The organism is Haladaptatus sp. QDMS2 (assembly GCF_029338295.1).
Lineage (GTDB): Archaea > Halobacteriota > Halobacteria > Halobacteriales > Halococcaceae > QDMS2.
The window spans coordinates 2,501,982-2,524,227 of the sequence record NZ_CP119791.1 but is presented as its reverse complement, the minus strand read 5'-3'; the positions used below and the strand labels follow the sequence as shown (position 1 = coordinate 2,524,227).

The 22,246-nt window shown below is 63.3% G+C and carries 23 protein-coding genes and 1 tRNA gene; 13 read left to right on the top strand and 11 right to left on the bottom strand.

Annotated elements, in window-relative coordinates; genetic code table 11:
* Positions 1–48 precede the first annotated feature (48 nt).
* Genes P1M51_RS13745 through P1M51_RS13730 form a run of 4 tightly spaced genes read left to right on the top strand, consistent with a single transcriptional unit; the run spans position 49 to position 5,739 of the window.
* On the top strand, positions 49–2,391 hold the full coding sequence (locus tag P1M51_RS13745) for a DEAD/DEAH box helicase (protein ID WP_276245735.1): 2,343 nt from the start codon (positions 49–51) through the stop codon (positions 2,389–2,391).
* A gap of 33 nt (positions 2,392–2,424) precedes the next feature.
* Positions 2,425–3,144 carry an endonuclease NucS domain-containing protein gene (locus P1M51_RS13740; RefSeq protein WP_276245734.1) on the top strand — a complete coding sequence of 240 codons (720 nt, stop codon included), beginning with the start codon at positions 2,425–2,427 and terminating at the stop codon, positions 3,142–3,144.
* 37 nt (positions 3,145–3,181) lie between these two features.
* On the top strand, positions 3,182–4,210 hold the full coding sequence (endA, locus tag P1M51_RS13735; RefSeq protein WP_276245733.1) for a tRNA-intron lyase: 1,029 nt from the start codon (positions 3,182–3,184) through the stop codon (positions 4,208–4,210).
* A complete protein-coding gene (locus tag P1M51_RS13730; protein ID WP_276274606.1) occupies positions 4,207–5,739 on the top strand; it encodes a tryptophan--tRNA ligase in 1,533 nt (510 codons plus the stop codon). Before endA ends, P1M51_RS13730 begins: the two co-directional genes overlap by 4 nt.
* A 3-nt stretch (positions 5,740–5,742) precedes the next feature.
* Here P1M51_RS13730 and P1M51_RS13725 read toward each other — a convergent pair whose 3' ends face one another.
* Positions 5,743–6,423 carry a trans-aconitate 2-methyltransferase gene (locus P1M51_RS13725; RefSeq protein WP_276245731.1) on the bottom strand — a complete coding sequence of 227 codons (681 nt, stop codon included), beginning with the start codon at positions 6,421–6,423 and terminating at the stop codon, positions 5,743–5,745.
* Between the two features lie 361 nt (positions 6,424–6,784).
* Here P1M51_RS13725 and P1M51_RS13720 point away from each other — a divergent pair, with 361 nt between their 5' ends.
* Genes P1M51_RS13720 through P1M51_RS13710 form a run of 3 tightly spaced genes read left to right on the top strand, consistent with a single transcriptional unit; the run spans position 6,785 to position 10,507 of the window.
* On the top strand, positions 6,785–8,290 hold the full coding sequence (locus tag P1M51_RS13720) for a phenylalanine--tRNA ligase subunit alpha (RefSeq protein ID WP_276274605.1): 1,506 nt from the start codon (positions 6,785–6,787) through the stop codon (positions 8,288–8,290).
* Entirely contained in the window at positions 8,290–10,005 is a 1,716-nt protein-coding gene (gene pheT, locus P1M51_RS13715) for a phenylalanine--tRNA ligase subunit beta (protein WP_276245729.1), read from the top strand. The genes P1M51_RS13720 and pheT overlap by 1 nt, the downstream gene beginning before the upstream one ends.
* A gap of 37 nt (positions 10,006–10,042) precedes the next feature.
* The gene (locus P1M51_RS13710) at positions 10,043–10,507 is read left to right on the top strand and encodes a GNAT family N-acetyltransferase (RefSeq protein WP_276245728.1); all 465 of its coding nucleotides are present in this window, start codon (positions 10,043–10,045) and stop codon (positions 10,505–10,507) included.
* Here the strand turns inward: P1M51_RS13710 and P1M51_RS13705 are convergent.
* Positions 10,499–11,554, bottom strand: a complete 1,056-nt coding sequence (locus P1M51_RS13705; protein ID WP_276245727.1) for a quinone-dependent dihydroorotate dehydrogenase — start codon at positions 11,552–11,554, stop codon at positions 10,499–10,501. The genes P1M51_RS13710 and P1M51_RS13705 overlap by 9 nt on opposite strands.
* An 88-nt stretch (positions 11,555–11,642) precedes the next feature.
* On the opposite strand from P1M51_RS13705, the gene P1M51_RS13700 reads away from it, so the two are divergent.
* Positions 11,643–12,059 (top strand): Rieske 2Fe-2S domain-containing protein, encoded by a 417-nt coding sequence (locus tag P1M51_RS13700; RefSeq protein WP_276245726.1) that lies wholly within the window; start codon positions 11,643–11,645, stop codon positions 12,057–12,059.
* Here the strand turns inward: P1M51_RS13700 and P1M51_RS13695 are convergent.
* On the bottom strand, positions 12,056–12,340 hold the full coding sequence (locus tag P1M51_RS13695) for a DUF2250 domain-containing protein (RefSeq protein ID WP_276245725.1): 285 nt from the start codon (positions 12,338–12,340) through the stop codon (positions 12,056–12,058). The genes P1M51_RS13700 and P1M51_RS13695 overlap by 4 nt on opposite strands.
* Positions 12,341–12,529: 189 nt before the next feature.
* Between P1M51_RS13695 and P1M51_RS13690 the strand changes: the two genes are divergently transcribed.
* The gene (locus P1M51_RS13690; RefSeq protein WP_276245724.1) at positions 12,530–13,381 is read left to right on the top strand and encodes a hypothetical protein; all 852 of its coding nucleotides are present in this window, start codon (positions 12,530–12,532) and stop codon (positions 13,379–13,381) included.
* 7 nt (positions 13,382–13,388) lie between these two features.
* On the opposite strand, the gene P1M51_RS13685 is transcribed toward P1M51_RS13690, so the two are convergent.
* From P1M51_RS13685 to P1M51_RS13670, 4 genes are all read right to left on the bottom strand, one after another.
* Positions 13,389–13,586 (bottom strand): hypothetical protein, encoded by a 198-nt coding sequence (locus P1M51_RS13685; protein ID WP_276245723.1) that lies wholly within the window; start codon positions 13,584–13,586, stop codon positions 13,389–13,391.
* A 500-nt stretch (positions 13,587–14,086) separates the two neighbouring features.
* Positions 14,087–14,160 (bottom strand) — tRNA-Lys (locus tag P1M51_RS13680).
* Between the two features lie 58 nt (positions 14,161–14,218).
* The gene (locus P1M51_RS13675) at positions 14,219–14,893 is read right to left on the bottom strand and encodes a hypothetical protein (RefSeq protein WP_276245722.1); all 675 of its coding nucleotides are present in this window, start codon (positions 14,891–14,893) and stop codon (positions 14,219–14,221) included.
* Positions 14,894–14,956: 63 nt separating this feature from the next.
* Positions 14,957–15,097 carry a hypothetical protein gene (locus P1M51_RS13670; protein WP_276245721.1) on the bottom strand — a complete coding sequence of 47 codons (141 nt, stop codon included), beginning with the start codon at positions 15,095–15,097 and terminating at the stop codon, positions 14,957–14,959.
* A gap of 268 nt (positions 15,098–15,365) precedes the next feature.
* Between P1M51_RS13670 and P1M51_RS13665 the strand changes: the two genes are divergently transcribed.
* The 3 genes from P1M51_RS13665 (at position 15,366) to P1M51_RS13655 (ending at position 17,804) form a co-directional block, all read left to right on the top strand.
* The gene (locus P1M51_RS13665) at positions 15,366–15,692 is read left to right on the top strand and encodes a hypothetical protein (protein WP_276245720.1); all 327 of its coding nucleotides are present in this window, start codon (positions 15,366–15,368) and stop codon (positions 15,690–15,692) included.
* An 88-nt stretch (positions 15,693–15,780) separates the two neighbouring features.
* On the top strand, positions 15,781–17,529 hold the full coding sequence (locus P1M51_RS13660) for a nitrite/sulfite reductase (protein WP_276245719.1): 1,749 nt from the start codon (positions 15,781–15,783) through the stop codon (positions 17,527–17,529).
* The gene (locus tag P1M51_RS13655; RefSeq protein ID WP_276245718.1) at positions 17,529–17,804 is read left to right on the top strand and encodes a DUF6360 family protein; all 276 of its coding nucleotides are present in this window, start codon (positions 17,529–17,531) and stop codon (positions 17,802–17,804) included. The genes P1M51_RS13660 and P1M51_RS13655 overlap by 1 nt, the downstream gene beginning before the upstream one ends.
* A gap of 12 nt (positions 17,805–17,816) precedes the next feature.
* Here P1M51_RS13655 and P1M51_RS13650 read toward each other — a convergent pair whose 3' ends face one another.
* The 3 genes from P1M51_RS13650 to P1M51_RS13640 are packed head-to-tail and all read right to left on the bottom strand — an operon-like array spanning position 17,817 to position 20,398.
* Positions 17,817–18,209 (bottom strand): hypothetical protein, encoded by a 393-nt coding sequence (locus tag P1M51_RS13650; RefSeq protein WP_276245717.1) that lies wholly within the window; start codon positions 18,207–18,209, stop codon positions 17,817–17,819.
* Between the two features lie 41 nt (positions 18,210–18,250).
* Entirely contained in the window at positions 18,251–19,096 is an 846-nt protein-coding gene (locus tag P1M51_RS13645; RefSeq protein ID WP_276245716.1) for an aldo/keto reductase, read from the bottom strand.
* A 48-nt stretch (positions 19,097–19,144) separates the two neighbouring features.
* On the bottom strand, positions 19,145–20,398 hold the full coding sequence (locus P1M51_RS13640) for a cation:proton antiporter (protein WP_276245715.1): 1,254 nt from the start codon (positions 20,396–20,398) through the stop codon (positions 19,145–19,147).
* Between the two features lie 64 nt (positions 20,399–20,462).
* Between P1M51_RS13640 and P1M51_RS13635 the strand changes: the two genes are divergently transcribed.
* On the top strand, positions 20,463–20,981 hold the full coding sequence (locus P1M51_RS13635) for a DUF21 domain-containing protein (RefSeq protein ID WP_276245714.1): 519 nt from the start codon (positions 20,463–20,465) through the stop codon (positions 20,979–20,981).
* Here the strand turns inward: P1M51_RS13635 and P1M51_RS13630 are convergent, their stop codons facing one another.
* Positions 20,982–22,214 carry an MBL fold metallo-hydrolase gene (locus P1M51_RS13630; protein WP_276245713.1) on the bottom strand — a complete coding sequence of 411 codons (1,233 nt, stop codon included), beginning with the start codon at positions 22,212–22,214 and terminating at the stop codon, positions 20,982–20,984.
* Positions 22,215–22,246: the final 32 nt, after the last annotated feature.

The following is a 22,246-nucleotide window of genomic DNA, read 5'->3' as shown; positions in this document are numbered from 1 at the left end:
GGCGGTCTCTCCCACGTTTCCATTGCGAACTGCGTCGAGGTGTCCTCCGTGAAGGTCGCAGAGGCCATCCCGCAGTTCGAGTCGGTGTTCCCGTTCGAGGAGTTCAACCAGATGCAACGCGAGGCATTGCCCGCGATTTTGACGCGCGAGGAGAACCTCGTCGCGAGTGCGCCCACCGCGAGTGGCAAGACGGCGCTCGCGGAACTGGCGATTTGCAAGGCCCTGCGCGACGGCGGCAAGGCGCTGTTCATCGCGCCACTCCGGGCGCTCACCAACGAGAAGGAAGCCGAGTGGGAACGCTTCGAACAACTCGGCTACTCCGTCTACGTCGTCACGGGCGAACGCGACCTGAACTCCCGGCGGGCCGAACGCGCCGACATCCTCGTGATGACCCCAGAGAAGACCGACTCTGCCACCCGAAAGCACGACTCGCCGCGCTATTCGTTCATCACAGACGTCACCTGCTGTGTCATCGACGAGGTGCACCTGCTCGACTCAGACCGACGTGGCAGCGTCCTCGAAGTGACCGTCTCGCGACTTCGCAGACTGTGTGACCCGCGCATCGTCGCGCTCTCTGCGACCATGCCAAACATCGCGGACGTGGCCGACTGGCTCGGTGCGGTCCCCGAGACGACGCTCGAATTCGACGACGCCTACCGGCCCGTGGACCTCCACGCGGACGTCCAGACGTACACGCACGGGGACAACTCGTTCGCGGACAAGTACCGTCGCCTCTATCGCGCCATCGACCTCGCCGAACCGCACATCAAAGACGGCGGGCAGGCGCTCGTGTTCGTCGCGAGCCGGCAGGACACCGTGCAGGCGGCGAAGAAGGCCCGCGACGAACTCGCAGAGCGCGACATCCCAATCGGTGCCCGCGGCGACTACGACTTCCACACCGAGGCGAAAGACCTCCAGAACAACACGCTCAAAAACTCCGTCACCGACGGGGTTGCGTTCCACCACGCGGGCCTCTCGAAAGAGGACAAGGATGCCGTCGAAAAGTGGTTCCGCGAGGGTAAAATCCAGTTGCTGTTTTCGACCTCCACGCTCGCGTGGGGGGTAAACCTCCCGGCTCGCTGTGTCGTCATCCGCGACACGAAGCTCCACGACCCGCTCGAAGGCGAGGTGGACATGAGTCCCCTCGACGTGCTCCAGATGCTCGGACGCGCGGGGCGACCGGGGTACGACGACGTGGGCTACGGCTGGGTGGTCTGTGACCGTGCCGAGGCCGACAAGTACCGCCGCCTCCTGCGCGAGGGCAAGGAAATCGAATCCCGACTCGCGGACGACCTGGACGCCCACCTAAACGCAGAAATCGCGATGGGAACCCTCCGGGACTTAGACGACGTGATGAGCTGGCTCGACACCACCTTCTACGCCATCCGCTCGCGGTCGAAACCGAAGGAGTACGACTTCGACGGCCTGCGCGACCGGGTGCGAAACGCGCTCTCGGGACTCGTCTCCCGTGGCTTCGTCGAGATGGACGACGACCTCGGCGTAGACGGGACGGCCCTCGGCGTGCTCGCTTCGAAGTTCTACCTGCGCCTCGCCACCGCAGAGCGATTCAAACGCCTCGCCGACCGTGAGTTCGTGGACGAAGCCGCAATTCTCGAAACCGTGTCCTGCGCCGCCGAGTTCGACAGCGTGAGCGCCCGGCAATCGGAGCGCGACGCCATCAACGCCATCCTCGTGGGCCAGCACACGCCGGACAGCATGGAACCCGGCCAGCGCAAAGTGCTCGCCATCCTCAGAGCAAGCATGAACGGCGGCACGCCGCCGGAACTGCGCTCTGACGCGTGGGTCATCCAGCAGAACGCTCGCCGCCTGCTCGCGGCGATGCAGTCGTTCTTAGAACGGTTCGACACCGCGGAGACGGCGAACCTCGCACGTCGCGTGGAAGCGCGCGTGGAAACCGGCATCTCCAGTGCCGCCGTCGGCCTCACCGCCATCGACGGCGTTGGCTCAGGACGCGCCCACAAACTCGCGAAAGAAGGTATCGAGACGCCCGAAGACGTGCGGGCCGCGGGCGTCGAAGGCCTCATCGACGCCGGACTCTCTGCGGGCGTCGCAGAGCGCGTCTACGAGTCGGCCAACAACCTCCCGAACGTCGAAATCGACTGGGGCGACTTCCCCACCTCTATCGCCGCGGGCCAGAACAACATGTGCGAAGTCAACGTGAAAAATCGCCGTGGCGGTGCTCGCGCTGGCCTCCGCGTCACTGGAAACGACACCGAACTCTCAGCGAAGTCCTCCTATCTCGGCGAAGACACGCTTCTCGTCCCCGTCTTCGGCGGGAACTTCGAGGAAATCGAGTACGCCGTCCACGTCGCGTATCCCGACCTGCCGCTCCTGCCACAGACCGAGACGAAGACGGTTCGCGTGGACTGAATTTTATATACCAATACGGGACCAGTCCGGGCCATGCCCGACTCGATTCGCGTCCTCGCCGGCGACTGTACGACCATCTTCGAAGGTACCCGTGAGCAGACCGCCCGCGGCCACGTCGTCGTCATCGCCAAACCCGACAACACGCTCCTCGTCCACGACGCAGACGGCTACCAGCCGGTCGCGTGGCTGACTCGCGCCGCCTCCCTCTCGATGAGCGACACGGCCATCATCGCCCAGGACGGCGACCAGTCGTTGACCGTCACCGTCCACGACGAGTACACCGCCACTTCTGTGCCTGCCGCGAAAGCCGGCACGCCCGTCGGCACCTGCCCCGAGTGCGACGGAACACTGGTCAAGACACGCAGGCACGTCTCCTGTCTCGGCTGTGAAGCCCACTACGGCCTGCCTCAGCACGCAGCCATCCTGGACGAGCAGTGCGCGGACTGTGGCCTCCCGAAGATGCGCGCCACGCACGGGAAGGCGTTCGAACTCTGCATCGACCGCTCGTGTGACTCGCTCGACGAGCGAATCAAAGCCGAGTTCGACGGCGAGTGGCAGTGTCCCGAGTGCGACGGCAACCTCAACATACTCCGGCGGGGTAGCCTCATCGCCGGGTGCGAGAACTATCCCGACTGTGAGACTGGGTTCGCGTTCCCGACGGGCACGCACGCGGGAAACTGTCCGTGTGGCTTGCCCCAATTCGAAACTGCGTCCGGTCATCGGTGTCTCGACGCCACCTGCGACGCGGTGTGACCGCAGGCCCTTTGTCGCCCGCCGTCTGCCTCTAGTCATGAACGGCACGCTCGAAGATGGCGTCGTGAAGGTCGGCGGAAACGCCCGCCAGCGCTACTACGACGCCCGAGGCTACGGCCGGCCGCTCGACGGCAACGAGGTCGCCTTAGACCCCGTCGAGGCGGCCCACCTGCTGTTTCGCGGCGACCTCGACACGGTCGAGGGCATGGATTTCGAGGCGTTCTTCGCCGATGCAACCGGCGAGGGCTTCGCCGTCCGCTTTCAGGTTTACCGCGACCTGCGCGACCGGGGATTCTACCTCTCTCCCGCACGCGACGGCTGGGTCGAACCGACCGGCGACGAGGACTTCGTGGTGTTCCCACGCGGCAGCGGCCCGTGGGACGACGAGATCGCCTATCGCATCCGCACCGTGGGCGAACGAACGCGCGTCCCGGCCGCGGCGCTCGGCGACTGCGTCCTCGCCGTGGTGGACGAGGAAGGTGAAATCACCTACCTCGACACGGACACCCTCGCTATCACGGGTTCGACCACGTTCGACCTCCCACCGTGCAGGGGCACGCTCATCGACGACCGCGTGGTCGTCTGGGACCCGCCGAGTGCCCTCTACGCCTCCGCGTTCTACGGCCAACCGCTCGGCGGTCGCAAGAAGGAGGAAGGACCCGTCCAGCTCTCGCTGCTCGAAGCGGCCTACCTCACTGACGAGGGGACGCTCACCGTAGACGGTGGGACAGATGCCATCGTCGCGCGTGGTCACGAGGTCGAAGGCGAGCGATTCGACCGCCGACTGAGGGTGTACACCGAACTGCGCGACCGGCAGGTCGTCCCCAAGACGGGGTTCAAGTTCGGTGCTGACTTCCGCACCTACGCCGACGTGGAATCTGTGTCGGACCTCAGCCACTCGGAGTACCTGATTCGCGTGCTCGAACGCGACCACGCCTTCGCCCTGCGAGAGTTGGCACTCGACGTGCGCCTCGCCCACGGGGTCCGGAAACGAATGGTTTTTGCGCTGACGGATGCGAACGACGGAACAGAGACCTGGTTGTCGGTAGGTCGACTCACACCATGACACGCGATTCAGAACACGACACGGGAGCAGCGGACGAAACAGATGCGACGACGCTCGACCCGTGGGGTTCGTCGACCATCGCGGATTACCGAAAACTGTTCGAGGAGTTCGGCATCGAGGAGTTCGACGAGGTGCTTCCCGACGTCGAAAATCCACACTACCTGATGCGTCGGGGCGTCATCTTCGGCCACCGCGACTACCGCGCCGTCCTCGAGGCGATGGCTGCGGGCAAGCCAACGGCCGCGCTCTCGGGGTTCATGCCGACGGGCGACCCGCACATCGGTCACAAACTCGTCTTCGACGAGATAATCTGGCACCAACAGCAGGGCGCAGACGCCTACGCCCTGATTGCTGACTTAGAAGCCCACTCCGCCCGCGGTCTCTCGTGGGAGGAAATCGACGAACACGCTCGCGACTACCTGCTGAGCCTGCTCGCCCTCGGCTTCGACCCCGAGGCGGGCGAACTCTACCGACAGTCAGACAACCGCGAACTGCAGGACCTCGCGTTCGAACTCGGCATCAAGGCCAACTTCTCCGAACTGGAGAACATCTACGGCTTCGACGGCGAGACGGACGTTTCGCACATGCAGAGCGTCGTCACGCAGATGGCGGACATCCTCTACCCGCAACTCGACGAGCCAAAGCCGACGGTCATCCCGGTCGGCCCCGACCAGGACCCCCACGTCCGACTGGCCCGTGACCTCGCCGCCCGGATGCGCTACTTTGGCGTGACCAAGGCCTTCGCGAGTTTCGAGGCGGACGACGCAGAGCGAGAACTCCTCGGAGCCGCCTACGGCGCGCTCTCTGCCGACGACGGCGAAACCGTCCGCTGTGAGGACGCCGCTGCGTGGCTTCGCGAACACGGTAATCCCGACGGCGATGGCTTCGACAGCGTGGTCGCCAAACTCGATTCGGCCGGGAAGGAACCAATCGAACCGCGCGTCCGATTCGTGGACCGAAACGCCACGCCGGAAGCCTTCGACGCGCTCATCGAGGCCGTGGAAGGCGAAAAGCGCGTCTACGACGAGCACATCGACTCGTTCGAACTTACCCGCGAGGAGGCAGAAGAGCTCGCCCGGAAAATCGAAATCGAGAACGGTGGGTACGGCTTCTACGCCCCATCCTCGATTTACCACCGCTTCATGACGGGCCTCACCGGTGGCAAAATGTCCTCCTCGATTCCGGCGAGCCACATCAGCCTGCTCGACGACCCACAGGACGGCTACGACAAGGTGAAATCCGCGACGACCGGTGGTCGCTCGACGGCCGAAGAGCAGCGCCGACTCGGTGGCGAGGCGGACAAGTGTCCGGTGTACGAACTCTACGCTTACCTGCTCGCGGCCGACGACGACGCCTTCGCGAAGAAAGTCTACGACGAGTGTGTCGGCGGCGAACGCCTCTGTGGCGGTTGTAAGGAACAGGCCGCAAAACTGATGAAAGAGTTCTTAGCAGAGCATCAGGAGAAGCGCGCCGAGGTCGAACACTTGCTCGAAGAGGCGGACATCGAACTCACGTCGCCGCGTCGCTAACTCTCAATCCTCGTTTTCGAGCGGTTTTCGAAGATAGACACACGGCGTGTCCCGACCGACGAACGGCAGGTCTGCGGCGTCCATGAACGTCCAGTAGCTCCGCGGGTTCGCCCCGAGGAGGTTGCGGATGCGTTCGTAGGAGAGCAGGTTCTTCCCCTCCACGACCCGGTGGAACAGGTCGCGGCGGGACCCCTCGAACGCCTCGTCGAACGTCCACATCGTGTAGCGGTTGGGGTAGTTGAAGATGAGGTAGCCACCCGGCTCGACGAGGTTGTATAGCGCTTTCACTGACTTATCGACACCATCGACGAAGTAGAGCGTGGCGAGGCAGTACACCACGTCGAACTGCCGGTCGATGCCGAGGTTCGGAAGACTCGCCACGTCGAAGTGCATGTTGTCGAGCTTTTCTCTCGCGGCGTGGGCCGCGTTGTCGTCGATGACGGCCTGTGAGATGTCGTAGCCGTAGAACTCGGTGTTCGGGTAATCCGGGGCGAGGTCGAACTCCGCGGCCGCCGGGCCACACCCGATGGAGGCGAAACTCCCAGGTGCACCGTGGCGCTCGAAGAAGCGGTGGAGGAGTTTCGGCATCGCTTCCTCGCCGATGTAGGCGATGCGCTCGTACTCGCCGTTTTCGTAGAACTCGTTCCATTCGATTACCGTCTCGTCTGCGTACGTTGCGTTCATTGTGCGAAACCCGGACTGCCCGGTTGGTGGTCACACGGTAGCACTGGTGGGCAGAAAAGTATTATTTCAACATACCGGTAACGTCAATACTCTCCTGTAATGAGTCGTAAGAACGGGTATGCACGCTGGGCATACGCGGTGTCCGGAACGTTTTTTAGCGAATCCGCTCGTATCACCGGGTATGGCTACCGAACCCACGCCAGTGTTGACCGGCGACGACTCCCTGCGGACCGCTGGGTTCGGCTTTTTTCGGTTCTGAGACGCGACGGTGGAATCCGGCCTCCGGGCTCGAGGAAACCGACGTGGGTGTATTCGGAACCGCTAACTGACTTGCTGGCAGTGTACGCGACAACAAGCAATAATGAGATTACCCGAACCACAGGTCGCGGTCTTAGAGGCCGCGTCCGCCACAGAGGCACAGACGCTCGACCAACTGGCGGAAGCCACAGAACTCCCCGAAGAGACGGTCGCCGGGGCCGCGTTCGCCCTCGAAGCCGAGGGACTCGTCACCGTCTCCGAGGAGACGACAGAGGCGGTTTCCGTCACCGACGAAGGCGAAGAATACGCAACAGAGGGGCTCCCCGAAATTCGTCTCTACGAGGCCGCGCTCGAACAGGGTGCTGACGAGGGACCCGTTGAGATGGGCCGCATCATCGGTGCATCCAGCCTCGGCGGCCCACAGGTGAACATCGCGCTCTCTAATTTCGCTCGCAAGGGCTACGGCTCCATCGACAGCGGTGCGGTGTCCGTGAACCCGGACGCCGACCCCGACGCCGACGACGAGGCGAACGCACTCGCCGCGCTCGTCGCGGGCGATTCTGTCGCGGATGGCGACGTCCTCTCGCAACTCGAACGTCGTGACCTCGTCGAGATTTCTGAATCGACGATTCGCTCCGTGCTGCTCACGGACGAGGGCGTGGACGCGCTGATGGCCGGCGTCGAAGTCGCAGAAACCGTTGGCCGTCTCACGACCGAGATGCTCACTTCTGGCGAGTGGCAGGACGTCGATTTCGCCGAGTACAACGTCGAGGCTGACGCCGAAGTGTATCGCGGCGGCAAAGAACACATCCTGCGCCAGACGGCAAACCGCGTCAAGGACGTGCTCGTCGGCATGGGCTTCCAGGAGATGGAAGGCCCGCACGCGGACAGCGAGTTCTGGATCAACGACTGCCTGTTCATGCCACAGGACCACCCGGCGCGCACCCACTGGGACCAGTTCGCCTTAGACGTGCCGCCGATGGAGGACCTCCCCGAGGACCTGCTCGAACGCGTCCACGACGCCCACCTGTACGGCGCGGGCGAGGACGGCGAGGGGTACCACTCGCCGTGGACCGAGGACGTGGCGCGCTCTATCGACCTTCGCGGGCACACCACCTCGCTCTCGATGCGGTATCTCTCCGGCCACGAAATCGGCAAACTCGAAGAACCGGCCCGGTACTTCTCCGTCGAGAAGGTGTACCGCAACGACACGCTCGACCCGACGCACCTACTCGAATTCTACCAGATTGAGGGCTGGGTCATGGCCGAGGACCTCTCGGTGCGCGACCTGATGGGCACGTTCACCGAGTTCTACGAGCAGTTCGGTATCACCGACCTCGAATTCAAACCCCACTACAACCCGTACACGGAGCCGAGTTTTGAACTGTTCGGTCGCCACCCGGAGACGGGTGAAATCATCGAAATCGGGAACAGCGGCATCTTCCGCCGCGAGGTGCTCGACCCACTCGGCGTCGAGTGCGACGTCATGGCGTGGGGCCTCGCCTTAGAACGCCTGCTCATGTTGATGCACGGATTCGAAGATATCCGCGACGTTCACGGCACGCTCTGTGACCTTGACCTGCTGCGGAACGTGGAGGTAGTCTACTAATGCCAGTTGTCGACGTCAACCCAGACGAACTGCGCCGCCTGACCGGCCACGACGAGAAGAGCGACGAGGAACTGAAAACCGACCTGTTCGGCCTCGGCCTCGAATTCGAGGGCGAAACAGCCGACGGCGACTTCCAACTGGAGTTCGCCCCGGACCGTCTCGACCGCCTCTCGGTGGAGGGCGTCGCCCGCTCGCTGCGCTACCAGTACGGTGACGACCGCGGCGTGTACGTCCCCCGGACGAACGACGCCGACTGGTCTATCGTCGTTGACGAATCGGTTCCCGAAGAACGACCCTACGTCACGGGTGCAATCGTCCGTGGCGCGAATCTCTCTGCGGACGGCCTCGACTCGCTCATCCAGTTACAGGAGAAACTCCACGCGACGATGGGCCGCAAACGCGCCAAGGGCGCAATCGGCGTCCACGACCTGACCATGCTGAAGGGCGCGAAAGCGACCGACGGCGCAGGCGATCAATCGATCACCTACAAGGGCGTGGACCCGGACGCGGAGACCTTCGTCGCGCTCGATTCCGACAAGGAACTCACACCACGGGAAGTCCTCACCGAACACGAGACGGGCAAGAAGTACGCAGCCCTCGTGGAGGGGCTCGACCGCTTCCCAGCCATCTACGACGACATCGGGCTGTTCTCGTTCCCGCCGGTCATCAACGGCCGCCGGACGGAGGTTTCGACCGACTCGCGTGACCTGTTCATCGAACTCACGGGCACGGACCAGTGGACCATCGACCGGATGTGCAACATCATCTGCTACGCGCTCGACGCCCGCGGCGGCACCGTCGAGAAGGTGAACGTCGAGTACCCCGACCACGAACTCGTCCGTCCCGACTTCGAACTCGAGACAAAGACGGTCAGCCACGAGCGCATCGAGAAACTGCTCGGCATCGACTTAGACCAGAAAGAGGTCGTCGACCTGCTCGAACGCGCCGGCCTCGACGCCGAGACGGAGACACAGGACGGCGAACCGGTCTACGAGGTTTCGGTCCCGCCGTACCGCGTGGACGTGCTCCACCCGCTCGACATCGTGGACGACATCGGGCGGGCCTACGGCTTCAACGAACTCGAACCGACGTACCCGGACGTCTCGACGGTGGGTGGGCTGCACGACCGCTCGCGGCTCGAAACCGCCACCCGTGACACGCTCGTCGGCCTCGGGTTCCAGGACCTGCTCAACTTCCACATGACGAGCGAGGTGGAGAACTTCGAGCGCATGGGCATCTCGCCCGCGGACGACGCTCTCGGTGCGGAAACGCCCGTGACCATCACCGAACCGTACAGCGAGGAGTACACGACGCTTCGAACGTGGAACCTCCCGTCGCTGCTGATGGTTCTCGAAAACAACACGCACCGCGCCTATCCACAGGACTTAGCGGAAATCGGCTTCGTCGCCCACCGCGACGACTCGCTGAACACCCGCGTCGCAGAAGCACGCCACGTCGCCGCCGTCCTCGCCCGCCACGACGTGTCCTACGAGGACGCGAAATCGCGCCTGCAGGCACTCTGTCGCGCGTTCGACGTTGCCCTCGAAACCCCGGCCACGGAACATCCATCGTTCATCGCCGGGCGCACCGCCGCCGTCGTCATCGACGGCGAGGAAGTCGGCGTCATCGGCGAGCTTCACCCGAAGGTGCTCGTCGAACACGGCCTCGAACTGCCGGTCGCTGGCTTCGAATTCGACCTGCGAGCCTTGCAGTAGCGACCCACTTTTCTCACTCGTCGCGGTCTGTTTTCGAATGGAGTTCTCGTTTCGTCCGCTGACACAGGCAGACGCCAATGCAGTCGATAGCTGGCGCTACGAGCCGCCGTTCGATTTTTACAATTTGGATGCGGACCCCGCAGACCGCGAGGAGTTCCTCGAGGCCAGCAATTGGCCGGGTTCGTACTTCGCAGTCGAAGATGCAGACGGAACCTTCGTCGGCTTCTTCAGTTTTTCAGAAACAGATGGCGTCGTGACGATTGGCCTCGGGATGGCTCCAGACCTGACCGGAGGGGGACTCGGAGAGAAGTTCCTCAGGACGGGACTCGCCTTTGCTCGAGAACGCTTCGACCCAACCGCCTTCGAACTCGCGGTAGCGGCGTTCAACGAGCGTGCGATTCGAGTATACGAGCGCGTCGGCTTCGAGGAGACTGGGCGATACGAACAGGAGACGAACGGCGGGGAATACGAGTTCGTGACGATGCGAATGGACCTACGGTAAATCCGCGCCGACGGCGTCTTCCACGCTGTCGTATCCATCTCGTTCGAGCAGTTCGAGCAGTCCCTTGTTGATGTCGCGAGCGATGGATGGGCCGTGATAGACGAGGCCGGTGTAGAGTTGGAGGACGCTCGCACCGGCCTTGATTTTTCGGTAGGCTCCTTCGGCAGAGTCGATGCCGCCGACGCCGACGACTGGCTTGTCCGTGCGTTTTGCGACGAAGCGAATCATCTCGGTGGCTCGTCCCTCGATTGGTTTGCCCGAGAGGCCACCGGTCTGCGAACTGTTTGCGCTCTGGAGGTGGGCCGGTCGATCGGTCGAGGTGTTGGTCGCCACGATGCCGTCCAGGTCCAGGTCCTCCACCACGTCGATGACGTCTTCGACGGCGGCGTTCGTGAGGTTCGGCGAGAGTTTGACGAGGAGGGGACTCGCGCCGGCGTCCTGCAGTGTGGAGAAAATTCGCTCCAGTGGTTCGCGGTTCTGGAGTTCGCGCAGACCCGGCGTGTTCGGGCTGGAGACGTTTACGACGAAGTAGTCGCCGCCGTCTTTGACGCGCTCGTAGGTGTACAGATAGTCGTCTGCGGCGTCTTCGAGGGCTGTTGCTTTCGACTTCCCGATGTTGATGCCGAGGGGGAAGTCCACGTCCACGTCGGCTAATCGTTCGCCGATGCGGTCTGCGCCCTCGTTGTTGAACCCCATACGATTTACGAGCGCCTCGTCCTCGCGGAGGCGGAACATCCGTGGCTTGGGATTTCCGGGTTGGCGTTCTGCGGTGACGCCGCCGACTTCGACGTGACTGAACCCAAGGCCACCAAGCGCGCCCGGTATCTCTGCGTTCTTGTCGAACCCCGCAGCCACGCCGATGGGATTCTCGAACTGCTGGTTGAACGCCCGGACCGTGAGGCGGTCGTCGTTCACGGTGTAGAAGCGACGCATCGCCCTCATCAGAGGTGTCCCGTCCGCTTTCCCGAGCAGGCCGTGGACCAGCCCGTGGGCCGTCTCCGGTGGAAGCCTGAACAGAACCGGCTTCGCCGCGCTGTAGAGTCTCATTGTGTCAGGAAGTGGATGCCACGTCGATAAAGCCCGTGGATGTAGCAGCGAGCGTCGGGTCTAAGTCCGTGCTCTCCCGACTCTGGGTATGCCCCGCGGAACCCATCTCGTCTCCGCTTCTGACCTCGCCGAAAACGAATCGTACCTGTTCACCGTCCGCGAACTGGATGGGAGCGAGGAGGAGGTCATCCTCGTCAAGACGGCCACGTGCATCGCGGCGTGGAAGAACTTCTGCCAGCACGAGACCGACCAGCGACTCGACCGCGGCATGGGCGCGGCCATGCGCGACGGCGAAATCATCTGCCCCAAACACGGCTCGATGTTCGACGGCTGTTCTGGCTACTGCGACAACGGCAAGGCTGCAGAATCGACACTCGTCGAAGTGGACGTGACCGTCGAAGACGGCGACGTATATCTCACGGACGCAAAATGCAGATTCCTCCACGAGGGCGGCCTCGACGACGGCGACGATATGCCCTCCTCCTCGTCGCACCTCTCGTTTTAGGCTTCTGTCTCGCCGTATTCCGGGGTGAGCGTCGTCGGGTCGATTTCACCTTCGAGATACGCCACGCCCCGGTCGGTGATGCGGTAGACGACCTCACCGCTGATGGCTTCGAGCAGGCCATACGTACAGAGCACGTCGATGCGCTCCTCTACGTACTTCAAGTGCATCCCGAGTCGGTTCGCGATGAGCGGGGCGTAATCCGGTCGCTCGCGCTGTAAATAGTCCAGAATCCGGTGGTCGGCGGAGTGCATCCATGCTGCTCGCTGGGTCATTGTAGCCATCGATACCTCTACCAGTTATGCTACTCGGTAACATATAACGCTATCTGCTCGTGGTTGCGTCCGTGTTAGCTCAGCGACACGTCACTGCCGTCTGGCGGCTTGCGTGCGTGAACCGACGAACAGCGCCGCTGTACCCCGCGGCCTGCGAGAAAAGTAACCGTTATACGGCGTCCGTTCGACGCTTCAGGCATGCAACGACGCGCCGCGGCCATATTTGCAGTGTTCTTCGTCGTTGCCGGTGCGGGGGCCTACGGGCTCATCGCAACGGCCGAACAGCCGCACATCAAACTGGACAGCCCAACCTACGGCGTGAACGACACGCTCACAGTCGGCGACCGAACGTACACGGTGGCGAGCCTCTCGCTCGAAGAATCGAGCGGCGGAGGCGGTCACGGTGGCGGAGGCGGAGCCAGCTTCGCGGGTGAACTCACGTGGACCAACCAGTCCGCCCTCTACACGGCGGAACTCGCGAACAACTCCACCGTGCCCTACAACAACGACACCTACCGCGTCCTCGTTCCGAACGGGTCGAACGTCTCCTCGTTCACGATGACCCAGGAGTTCAACGTCACCCAGCGCCTCGCCGCTGACCCGGCGGTCGACAACGAGACCATTACCCGGAACGGCTCTCGGTACGTCGTCTACTCAGAAAACGAGACGCTGCGACTGCTCTCTGAATACCTGCCGGAACCCGACAATCAAGAGTTCCAGACTGGAGACCAACTGCAGTATCAGAACAACTCGACCACCGTCCAGAGTGTCTCTGAAAGCGGCGTGACGGTCGGTTGGAACGCCCCACGGACGAACACGATTGACCTCTCACAGGGCGGCAACGTCACACTCTCCGGACAGGACTACGTCGTGAACTTCATCTCGGAGGAAGAGGTCCAGCTTTCGCCGAACTACGAAAATTACGCCGAGGAGCAAGCGAAGGTCACTGACTTCGAAGACACCATCAACGGCCTCTGGGGAATCATCATCCTGAGCCTCCTCGCAGTCATCTTCATCCTCTCCTTCGCGTACCTCCCGCGCAAGGGCTAACCGCCGTCTACGCTTTTCTTCCGAGCCACACGAGTCCCGCGCCGAGCGCCACCGCCGCGAGCGCGCCGCCCACCTGGACCCCCGCCGCGAGTCCACTCGCCTTCGTCGTCCACGGCATTCCTGCGATGGTCGCAAGCCCGACCAGCGCGACGAACCCACCCGCCACAATCAACAACGAAGAGAGGACATCGGACCCGAGTTGCATGGCTCTCTCTGTGTCTGGTTTTGAAATAAAGGTACGCCTCGGCGGCGAGCAAACCCTTCGGGTTTGCGAGCCTCGATGCGGCTTTGCCGCATCGGCGGTGAGTGAACGCGTGCGTTCACGAACGACGACTGGCGTGAGACGGAGTCGAACGGCGTGTCGGGATTTGAACGCCGGTCGCAGAAGAGCTGCTCCCTGGTTCAAATCCCCCCAGTATCGACACAGCACTCGCTCGCCACGTTGCTCGCGAGAGAATGTAGCGGGCTGGAAGTGAGTAATCACCACGTGATTACGAACGTCGATGCGGCAAAGCCGCATCGGAAGTGAGCAAAACTCTGTGAGTTTTGCGAGTGTATCCTAAAAACACAATACGGCGTGTCGGGATTTGAACCTCGGTCGCAGCAGAGCTGCTCCCTGATTCAAATTCCTTCGGAGCCGTTTAACTCCTCACGGAGTTGCGAGCACACGCTCCGCGGTGCTCGCGGTGTTGTTCGTTGCAAAAGCGGGCTGGAAGGGATTTGAACCCCTGGCCGTCTGGTTAAAAGCCAGACGCTCTGCCTAACTGAGCTACCAGCCCTGTACCACAGACTACCGGCGGTTAGTGGTAAACCTTTACGATTCCGTCTGCCAGTTTCCTACTCCGTTTGCCACACCGCTTCGAGCGCGTCGGCGACGAGCTCGCCGGGTTCGACGCCCTGATTGGCGGCCTGTCGGCGGAGTTCACGGTAGGCGTCGACGGGGAGCGACAGCGTCACTTCGCCGGGGTGGACGCCCTGTTCTGCGAGCGCGGCCTCGACGCTCGTCCCGTTGTTGATGGCGCTCGCGGCAGCGCGCACCTGCCGGACGGTCAGGTCGTTGTCGAGGACGGCCCACGCGAGGAGGAAGCGCGCTTCCCCCCGAACGCGGGCGATGTGTTTGGCGGCGGTCGGGGCGATTTCGCCTTGGGCGACGTGGCGACGGATGGCGCGGGGGAGGTCGTGGACGCGTGCCCACTTCCGGATGAACGAGACGGTCACGTCGCCGCCGGCGCGGGCGGCGGCGGCCTTGTACGAGCCTTCGCCCCGGACGAGTGCAGCGCAGGCGGCGGCCCCTTCGAGCATGTAGACGTAGTCCTCGTCGCCGATGGTCTTCGTCGCGAAGTTCTGAACCGTCTCCGCAGCGCGGGCGAGGCTGTCGGGGTCGTTGGGGTCGAAGCGGGCGGCTTCCTGGGCTCGTTCGCCGGTGACCGAGGGGTCACCGCGGATGACGGGCTCACCGACGGGTGACCTGCGCCCTGCGCCAATCTCGTCGCGTCGCCGCGCCTCTCTCATGGGTCGGCGTAGGTGGATGAGCCTTAAAAATCTGCGCGTGCTGTGCACGCCGGTCACAACGTCCTACTCTTCTGGAATCTCGCGTTGTTCTGAGAGTTTCTCCCAGATCTCGGTGCAGCCGCTTCCGTCTTCTAAGTCGTCCAGGTGGCTCGTATCGTGGTCGTCGCTCACCTCGGGTTCGGGCTCGACTGTCTGCTTACTCAATTGGCATCCCTCCGTGTCGAGGCGAGCATCGTGGCGTCGGGAGTTTCTGACATGCTCGACTCTATTGTCCCACCTAAAATAAGCCCGCGTTCACCTGAAATTGTGACCCTGAAAACCGCTTGGCGGCAACCGCGGCCGCTTTCTACGACGGCCGATTCACACGAAAACCGCTCGCATGCGGCCGGTTCTGCCAGATTGGTTCGTCATCACCGCCGGGGAACGTTGCTCGGGCCGTCGGACTTTGGGTAGCCGGGCGCAAAGACGGGGTATGCAAGTTGCCGTCCACACGCTCGACGACGGCGCGTGGATTAGCGTAAACGATGCGCGTCGCGTGAGCGTGAGCGACCTCTGGTTGCTGGCCCGACACGACGTCTGCGCCTGCGAAGTCGCCGACTTTCTCGCGGAGGGATTCGTCGATGTCGGTGTTGCAGACGGTGACATTGCCGCGAAAATCGCGGGTCGCTGTATCGTCTGCGGCGAAGAGAGCGTCACCGACTGGGTGACCGTCGGGCGGGTCATAGATGGCACGTTCTACGGTGTCGTCCCCGAAAGCATCCACATCCCTCGGCTGCGACACCGAGGTACGTCCGCGTAGAAGGGGCAATACTCTCCTCAATTGGGCAGACGCGGGGATGCTTGACGGCACGCTTGGGCGTATATGAGCCGAGGGCAACTAGCGAGTCATGCCAAGCAAAGTCGAGGGCTGGAAAGACGAGACCTACGGTCTCGAAATCCGTGACCACCTCGAACGATTCGCCGAGGAGGGCTGGGAAGCCATCCCGGAAGACGAACACGACGCCTGGTTCGAGCGCTTCAAGTGGTGGGGCCTCTACCACCAGCGCTCCGGCCAGGAGAGCTACTTCATGATGCGCGTCGGCGTCCCGATGGGCCGCCTGACGCCAGAACAACTGCGCGTCGTCGGTGAAATCGCCGAAGACTACGCCCACGGCCCCGCCGACAATCCCGAGTGGCCCGGCGCGGTCTGTGACTGGACGACCCGCCAGTCCATCCAGCTCCACTGGATTCAACTGCAGGACATCCCGGACATCTTCTCCCGACTCGAGGACGTCGGTCTCTCTACCATTCAGGCCTGCGGTGACTCGTGGCGCAACATCGTCGGCAGTCCCGTCGCCGGCCGCGACGCGGACGAGCACATCGACGTCTGGCCGCTCGTCCAGGAACTGAACGACGAGTTCAAGGGCAACCCGGCGTACTCGAACCTCCCGCGCAAGTGGAAGGTGTCGGTGACCGGCGACACCCGTGGCGCAGGGCAGGGCGACATCAACGACCTCGCCTTCGAACCCGCGACGAAGGAACTCGATGGAGAGGAAGTCACCGGCTTCAACGTCCGCGTCGGCGGCGGCCTCGCCCGCAAGGAACCGCGTCTCGCCCGCGACATCGACGTGTTCTGCCGCCCAGAGGAGATGACTGACGTGTCCGCCGGCATCTCCGCACTGTTCCGCGACCACGGCGACCGCGACAACCGGTTCAACGCCCGCATCAAGTTCCTCGTCGACGAGTGGGGCGCAGAGAAGTTCCGCAGCGTCCTGCAAGACGAGTACATCGACTACGAACTCGAAACCGCAGGCGAGGACCTGCGCCACGAGTACGACTACAACTCCGGGCGCAACGACGCGCCGGGCGACTACGTTGGCGTCCACAAGCAGAGCGATGGCCAGTACTTCGTCGGCCTGTACGTCCTCGTCGGCCGACAGAACGCCCAGGACGTCATCGAACTCGCCGACCTCGCCGAGGAGTACGGCTCCGAGATGATTGGCATCACCCAGCGCCAGAATCTCATCGTCGCCGACATCGCGGAGGAGGACTTAGACGACTTCCTCGCAGAGCCGCTTCTGGAAGAGTACTCGCCGGACCCTCACCCGTTCATGCGAGGTTCCATCGCCTGTACCGGCACGGAGTACTGCTCGCTCTCGATCGTCGAGACGAAAAACCGGATGGTGCGCTACGGCCGCTGGCTCCGCGACAACGTCGAGGTTCCAGACGGTGTCACCGACTTCCACATCCACCTCTCGGGCTGTACGGCCTCCTGCGCCCAGCCCCAGATTGCGGACATCAGCCTCCGGGGCATGAAGACGCGCAAGGACGGCGACCCCGTCGAAGCCTTCGACATCGGTCTCGGCGGCGGCCTCGGCGAGAACCCGCAGTTCGCAGAGTGGGTCGAGATGCGCGTCGCCGCGGACGAGGTGCCCGGCTACATCAAGAACCTCCTGCAGGTGTACGAAGACCAGCGCGAAGACGGACAGAGCTTCCGCGACTTCATCGCGGCGAAAGACGAAGACGACCTGCAAGGCCTCGCCGAACCCGAGGAGACGGACTACGAGGACCCGTTCATGCACAACACGAAGATGACGTGGTACCCCTACGCGGAAGACGACGGCATGGACGCCTCGCCCGCGCCATCTGACGACTGATGCCCGACCGCATCATGACGGTCAACGCGTACACCACGCTCGACCTCCTGGACGCGCAAGCGGAGGGCCACGGGTTCACCGAGGAGGCGTTCGCCACGCTCAACGTCACGGCTCCGCGAAAGAATCCGGACCACGTCTCACTGCAGGTGGAACTCGACCCGACGGAACTCGACACCCTCGCGCCGCACGCAGATTCGGTGCGACTGACGGCCGAAGAGGCGCGAACACTGGCGGCGGAACTCGAGAAGTACGCGGAGAAGGTAGACGAAGCGTAGTTTCAAACTGCGTTAGCGACCCTGTTGTCGCGACCTGACCCGCAGCATCGATTGCAACTCGCGTTCGCTGACGTGGTCCATCCCTTCGGCCAGTTCCAGACAGACGCGCTTTTCGAAATCGGTGGTTGCGGCGAGGAAGCCGTGTTCGAATTCTTCGACGATTTCGTACGTCCACTTGTCGTCGATGACGCCGGCAGGCAGGTGTTGGTCACGGAGTTCGTCCGCAAGTTCGGTATACCCCGCCGCTCGCAGATTTTCTTCGGCGTTCGCAAACCGGTCCATCGCGTGCCCGACGGCGTGGTGGAAATCGAGTAACTTCCCGTAGGCGCGATACAGGTGTTCGCTACCGAGCTGGAGTTCGTGGAGTGCCGCCTTTTCGTCCGCAGAGAGGTCCTTCTGAATCATGCTATGAACTACCACGCCAGAGCTAAAAGAGATATGCCTCTTTACCCGTCGAGACGTGCGATTTCGTCGTCCGAGAGCGAAATCTCCGAGGCTGCGACGTTTTCTTCGAGGTGCGTCACGCTGGAGGTGCCCGGTATCGGGAGCATGACTGGCGAGTGCTGGAGCAACCACGCGAGGGCAATCTGGTAACGGGTCGCGCTGTAGCTACTCGCGATGTCGTCTAAAACCTCGCCCGTCTCGCCGAGGTCGCCCGCGCCGAGTGGGAACCACGGGATGAAGCCGATTCCCTCCTCCTCGCACACCTGAAGGACGTCTGCTGACTCGCGTTGCTTGATGGAGTACTTGTTCTGGACGGTGGCGATGTCCACGATGTCGCGGGCGGTCTCCAACTGTTCGACGCTCACGTTGCTGAGGCCGACGTGTTCGACGACGCCGTCGTCTTTGAGTTCTGCGAGTGCTGTCACCGAGTCTTCGAAGTCCACGTCCGGGTCGGGGCGGTGGAGCTGGTAGAGGTCGATGCTGTCTACGCCGAGGCGGTCGAGACTGGCGAGATGGGCGTTTCGGAGGTAGTCAGGGTCGCCGTGTGCCTTCCACTGGGTGTCTCGGTTGCGGAGCAGGCCGCCTTTCGTCGCGATGACGAGGTCCTCGGGGTAGGGGGCGAGTGCCTCGCGGATGAGTCGTTCGCTCGTTCCCGGCCCGTAGGAGTCTGCGGTGTCGATGAAGTTGACGCCGAGTTCGACCGCTCGCTGGAGGACGTCTTTTGCGCTCTCTACGTCGTCGGGTTCGCCGATGATGCCGTCACCGGTGATGCGCATCGCGCCGAAGCCGAGGCGATTGACGGTGAGGTCGCCGCCGATGTCGAACGTGTCGCGCTGATTCTGGACCATGCGCGGCCGTAGGCACGGCAGACGGATAGGAGTTCGTCTGGCGGGAATTCAGGCCAGTTCGCGGGTGAGTTGCGGGCCGACCATTCGGAGCAGCGGCGCGGTCATCGCGGAAGTGAGGATGGCGACGCCCAGGATGATGGTGTAAACCTCGACCGAGAGAATCCCGAGTTCGAGGCCGACGGTGGCGATGACGATTTCGATGGCGCCGCGAGCGTTCAGACCCGCCCCCATGCCGAGTGCCTCGGTGCGTGAGTACCCGAGTGCGGTGGCCCCGAGGTAGACGCCGGCCAGTTTCCCGACCGTCGCGACGGCGAGTGTCACGAATCCGAACAGGGCGACGGTTGGGTCGGCCAGTGCGCCGAGGTCAGCGCGGAGGCCCGCGATGCCGAAAAACAGCGGCGCGAAGATACCGACGGTCACGCGTTCGAGGGTGTCCGAGACGGCGGGTTTGACGCCGCCGCTTCGCGAGATGAGCAGGCCAGCGACGAACGCCCCGAGTGCGGGTTCGATGCCGAGCGCAATCGTCGTTGCACTGCCGAGCACTGCTGTCCCGACGACCAGCGCGAGTTGCCCCTTCCCGTCGGTGCCGATCTGCCGGAGAACGCTGTCCACGACTCGTTGCCCGACGGTGAACGCCACCGCGAGGAAGCCAAGCAGGACGAGCAGGACGACGCCGATCGCGCCGAGTTCGAGCGACCCGGCCCGACTGATGCCGACGACGACGCTCAACAACACCCATCCGAGGGTGTCCGTGTACATCGCCGTCGCCACCGTGAGTTGGCCGAATGGCTGGTGAAAGACGTTCAGGTCGCGCAGGATGCGCACGATGACGGGAATCGCGGAGATGCTGAGCGCCGTCGCGAGAAAGAGCGCAAACACGAGGCGAGGTGACGAACTGACGAGCAGACTCCCGGGCACGAGCAATCCGAGGCCCAGCCCGAGGCCAAAGGGTAGTGCGAGACCCGCAGACCCGATGACGACTACGTCCCGGAGGCGTCGGCGAATCAACTGAAACTCCATCTCGATGCCGGCGAGGGTGAGCAACAACACGAGGCCAAGCAGCGACAGCACTTCGAGCGAGGCAGATTCTTCGACGGCGAACAGCGCCTCGTAGGCGGGCGGGGCGGCGACGCCCAGTATCGACGGGCCGAGGACGAATCCCGTCGTGAGTTCGCCGACGACGCGCGTTGCGCCGATACGCTCGGTGAACGCCCCGAGCAGCCGAGCCACAGCCAACAGTAGCACGATTTGCAGGAGCAGAAAAATCGCCGTCTCGGAACTCAACACTGCGGCCATCGCCATCCTGTTCGATTCCCTCCCACTTCACTGGAGCGGGTTCTTTGAGGCTGGCGTCCGCATCCATGGTATGGTTTCGTTCTCGGTCACCCTGGTCGCTATCGTCGTGTTGGCCTGTCTCATCGCGCTGAGTGCGTTCTTCTCGAGCAGCGAAACGGCCATCTTCACACTTCCCGACTCGTGGTTCGCCTCGCAGACGCCCGGGCACGATTCTCGCGTCGATACACTTGCGGACCTTCGCGGGGACCCCCACCGCCTGCTCGTCACGTTGCTCGTCGGCAACAACGTCGTCAACGTCGCCATCTCGAGCATCATCACGGTCCTCACTATCGAGTACCTGTCTACGGGTCAGGCGGTGACCGTCGCCACCCTCGTCGGCAGTTTCGTCGTCCTCGTCTTCGGTGAAATCGTCCCGAAATCCTACGGTCTCGGTAACGCGGCGAAGTGGGCGCTCACCGTCGCCATCCCCATCTCGTTCATCGAACGACTTCTCTACCCGCTGGTCGCCTTCTTCGACTTCATCACGCGACGGCTGAATGCGCTGCTCGGGGGCGATTCCGGCATCGAACAGCACCTGTTGAACGAGTAATCAGATTTCGACCGTCTCGTCGAGGACGGGCGCGTGTGCGTCGTGGCCCGCGGCCTGCAACTCTGCTGCGAACGCTTCACAGCGGTCGCCATGGTTGAGCAAAATCGGCGTCCCCCCGTAGGCGGCGAGGAACTCGCGGAGACCGTCGCTGTCTGCGTGCGCGGAAAAGTCGTAGGCCTCTACCTGTGCGCTCACCGGGCGGACGTGGCCGTTCAATTCTGCACGACCCCGTTCCAGTAGTTCGCGGCCGGGCGTGCCTTCGACCTGATAGCCAGTGAAGGTGATTTTGTTCACCGGATGGGTGCGGATTTCCGGTACGTAGGTCATCGCTGGACCGCCGGTGAGCATCCCGCTCGTCGTCACGATGACGGTGTTTTGGGCGGCGATACGTTTCCGCTGGCCGTTCTTCCCGGTCACGAATCGGGCGTTCGATTTCGCCCGCTGGAGGGCCGTCTCGTCGCGCACGTAGTCGGGGTAGTTGCGGAGCATCTGGGTGATGTACTTGCCCATCCCATCGACGTAGCAATCGACGCCGTGGGCGGCGCAGACGTGGAGCATCTCCTGCGTTCTGCCGATAGCGAAGGCGGGGACGACGACCGTGCCACCCTCCCTGACCGTCGTCTGGACGCTCTCGACGAATCGTCGTTCGACTTGCTCGCGGGGGTCGTGGTCTACGTCCGAGTACGTCGATTCGCAGATGACCACGTCCGCCTCGGGGCGGTCCGTCGTCCCCGAGAGTAGGCGGGTGTCGTCGGTGTGAAAGTCGCCCGTGTAGAGCAGGCGCGTCTCGCCGTCGTCGACGAGAACGTGGGCGCTGCCGGGAATGTGTCCGGCGTTGAAGAAGGTGATTTCGTGGCCGGCAGCCTCGAAGGAGTCGCCGTACCCGTGTTCTGCTGACACCTGCGTCATCCGACTGACTTCGACTTCGGTGAACGGGCAGTCGTAGGTGCCCCCGTGGAGTTTCAGCGTGTCCCTGGCGAGCGTCAGCGCGAGTTCGCGGGTGGGTGGCGTCCAGTGAATCGGCGGGCGCTCGTCCCCAGATAGCAGCGTCGGCAGCGCTCCGACGTGGTCTAAGTGACCGTGCGAGACGACGACGGCCTCGGGCGACACGTCACCGACGGGGTAGGCTGGCGGGTCGCCGGGGGCCATCCCGTAGTCCAAAAGGAGGCGGTCGTTCACGAGGATGGCACTCCGGCCAACTTCGCGTGCCCCGCCAAGAAAGCGTAGCTTCATCTATCGGACGTAGCGGACGATGCCGTTTGCCT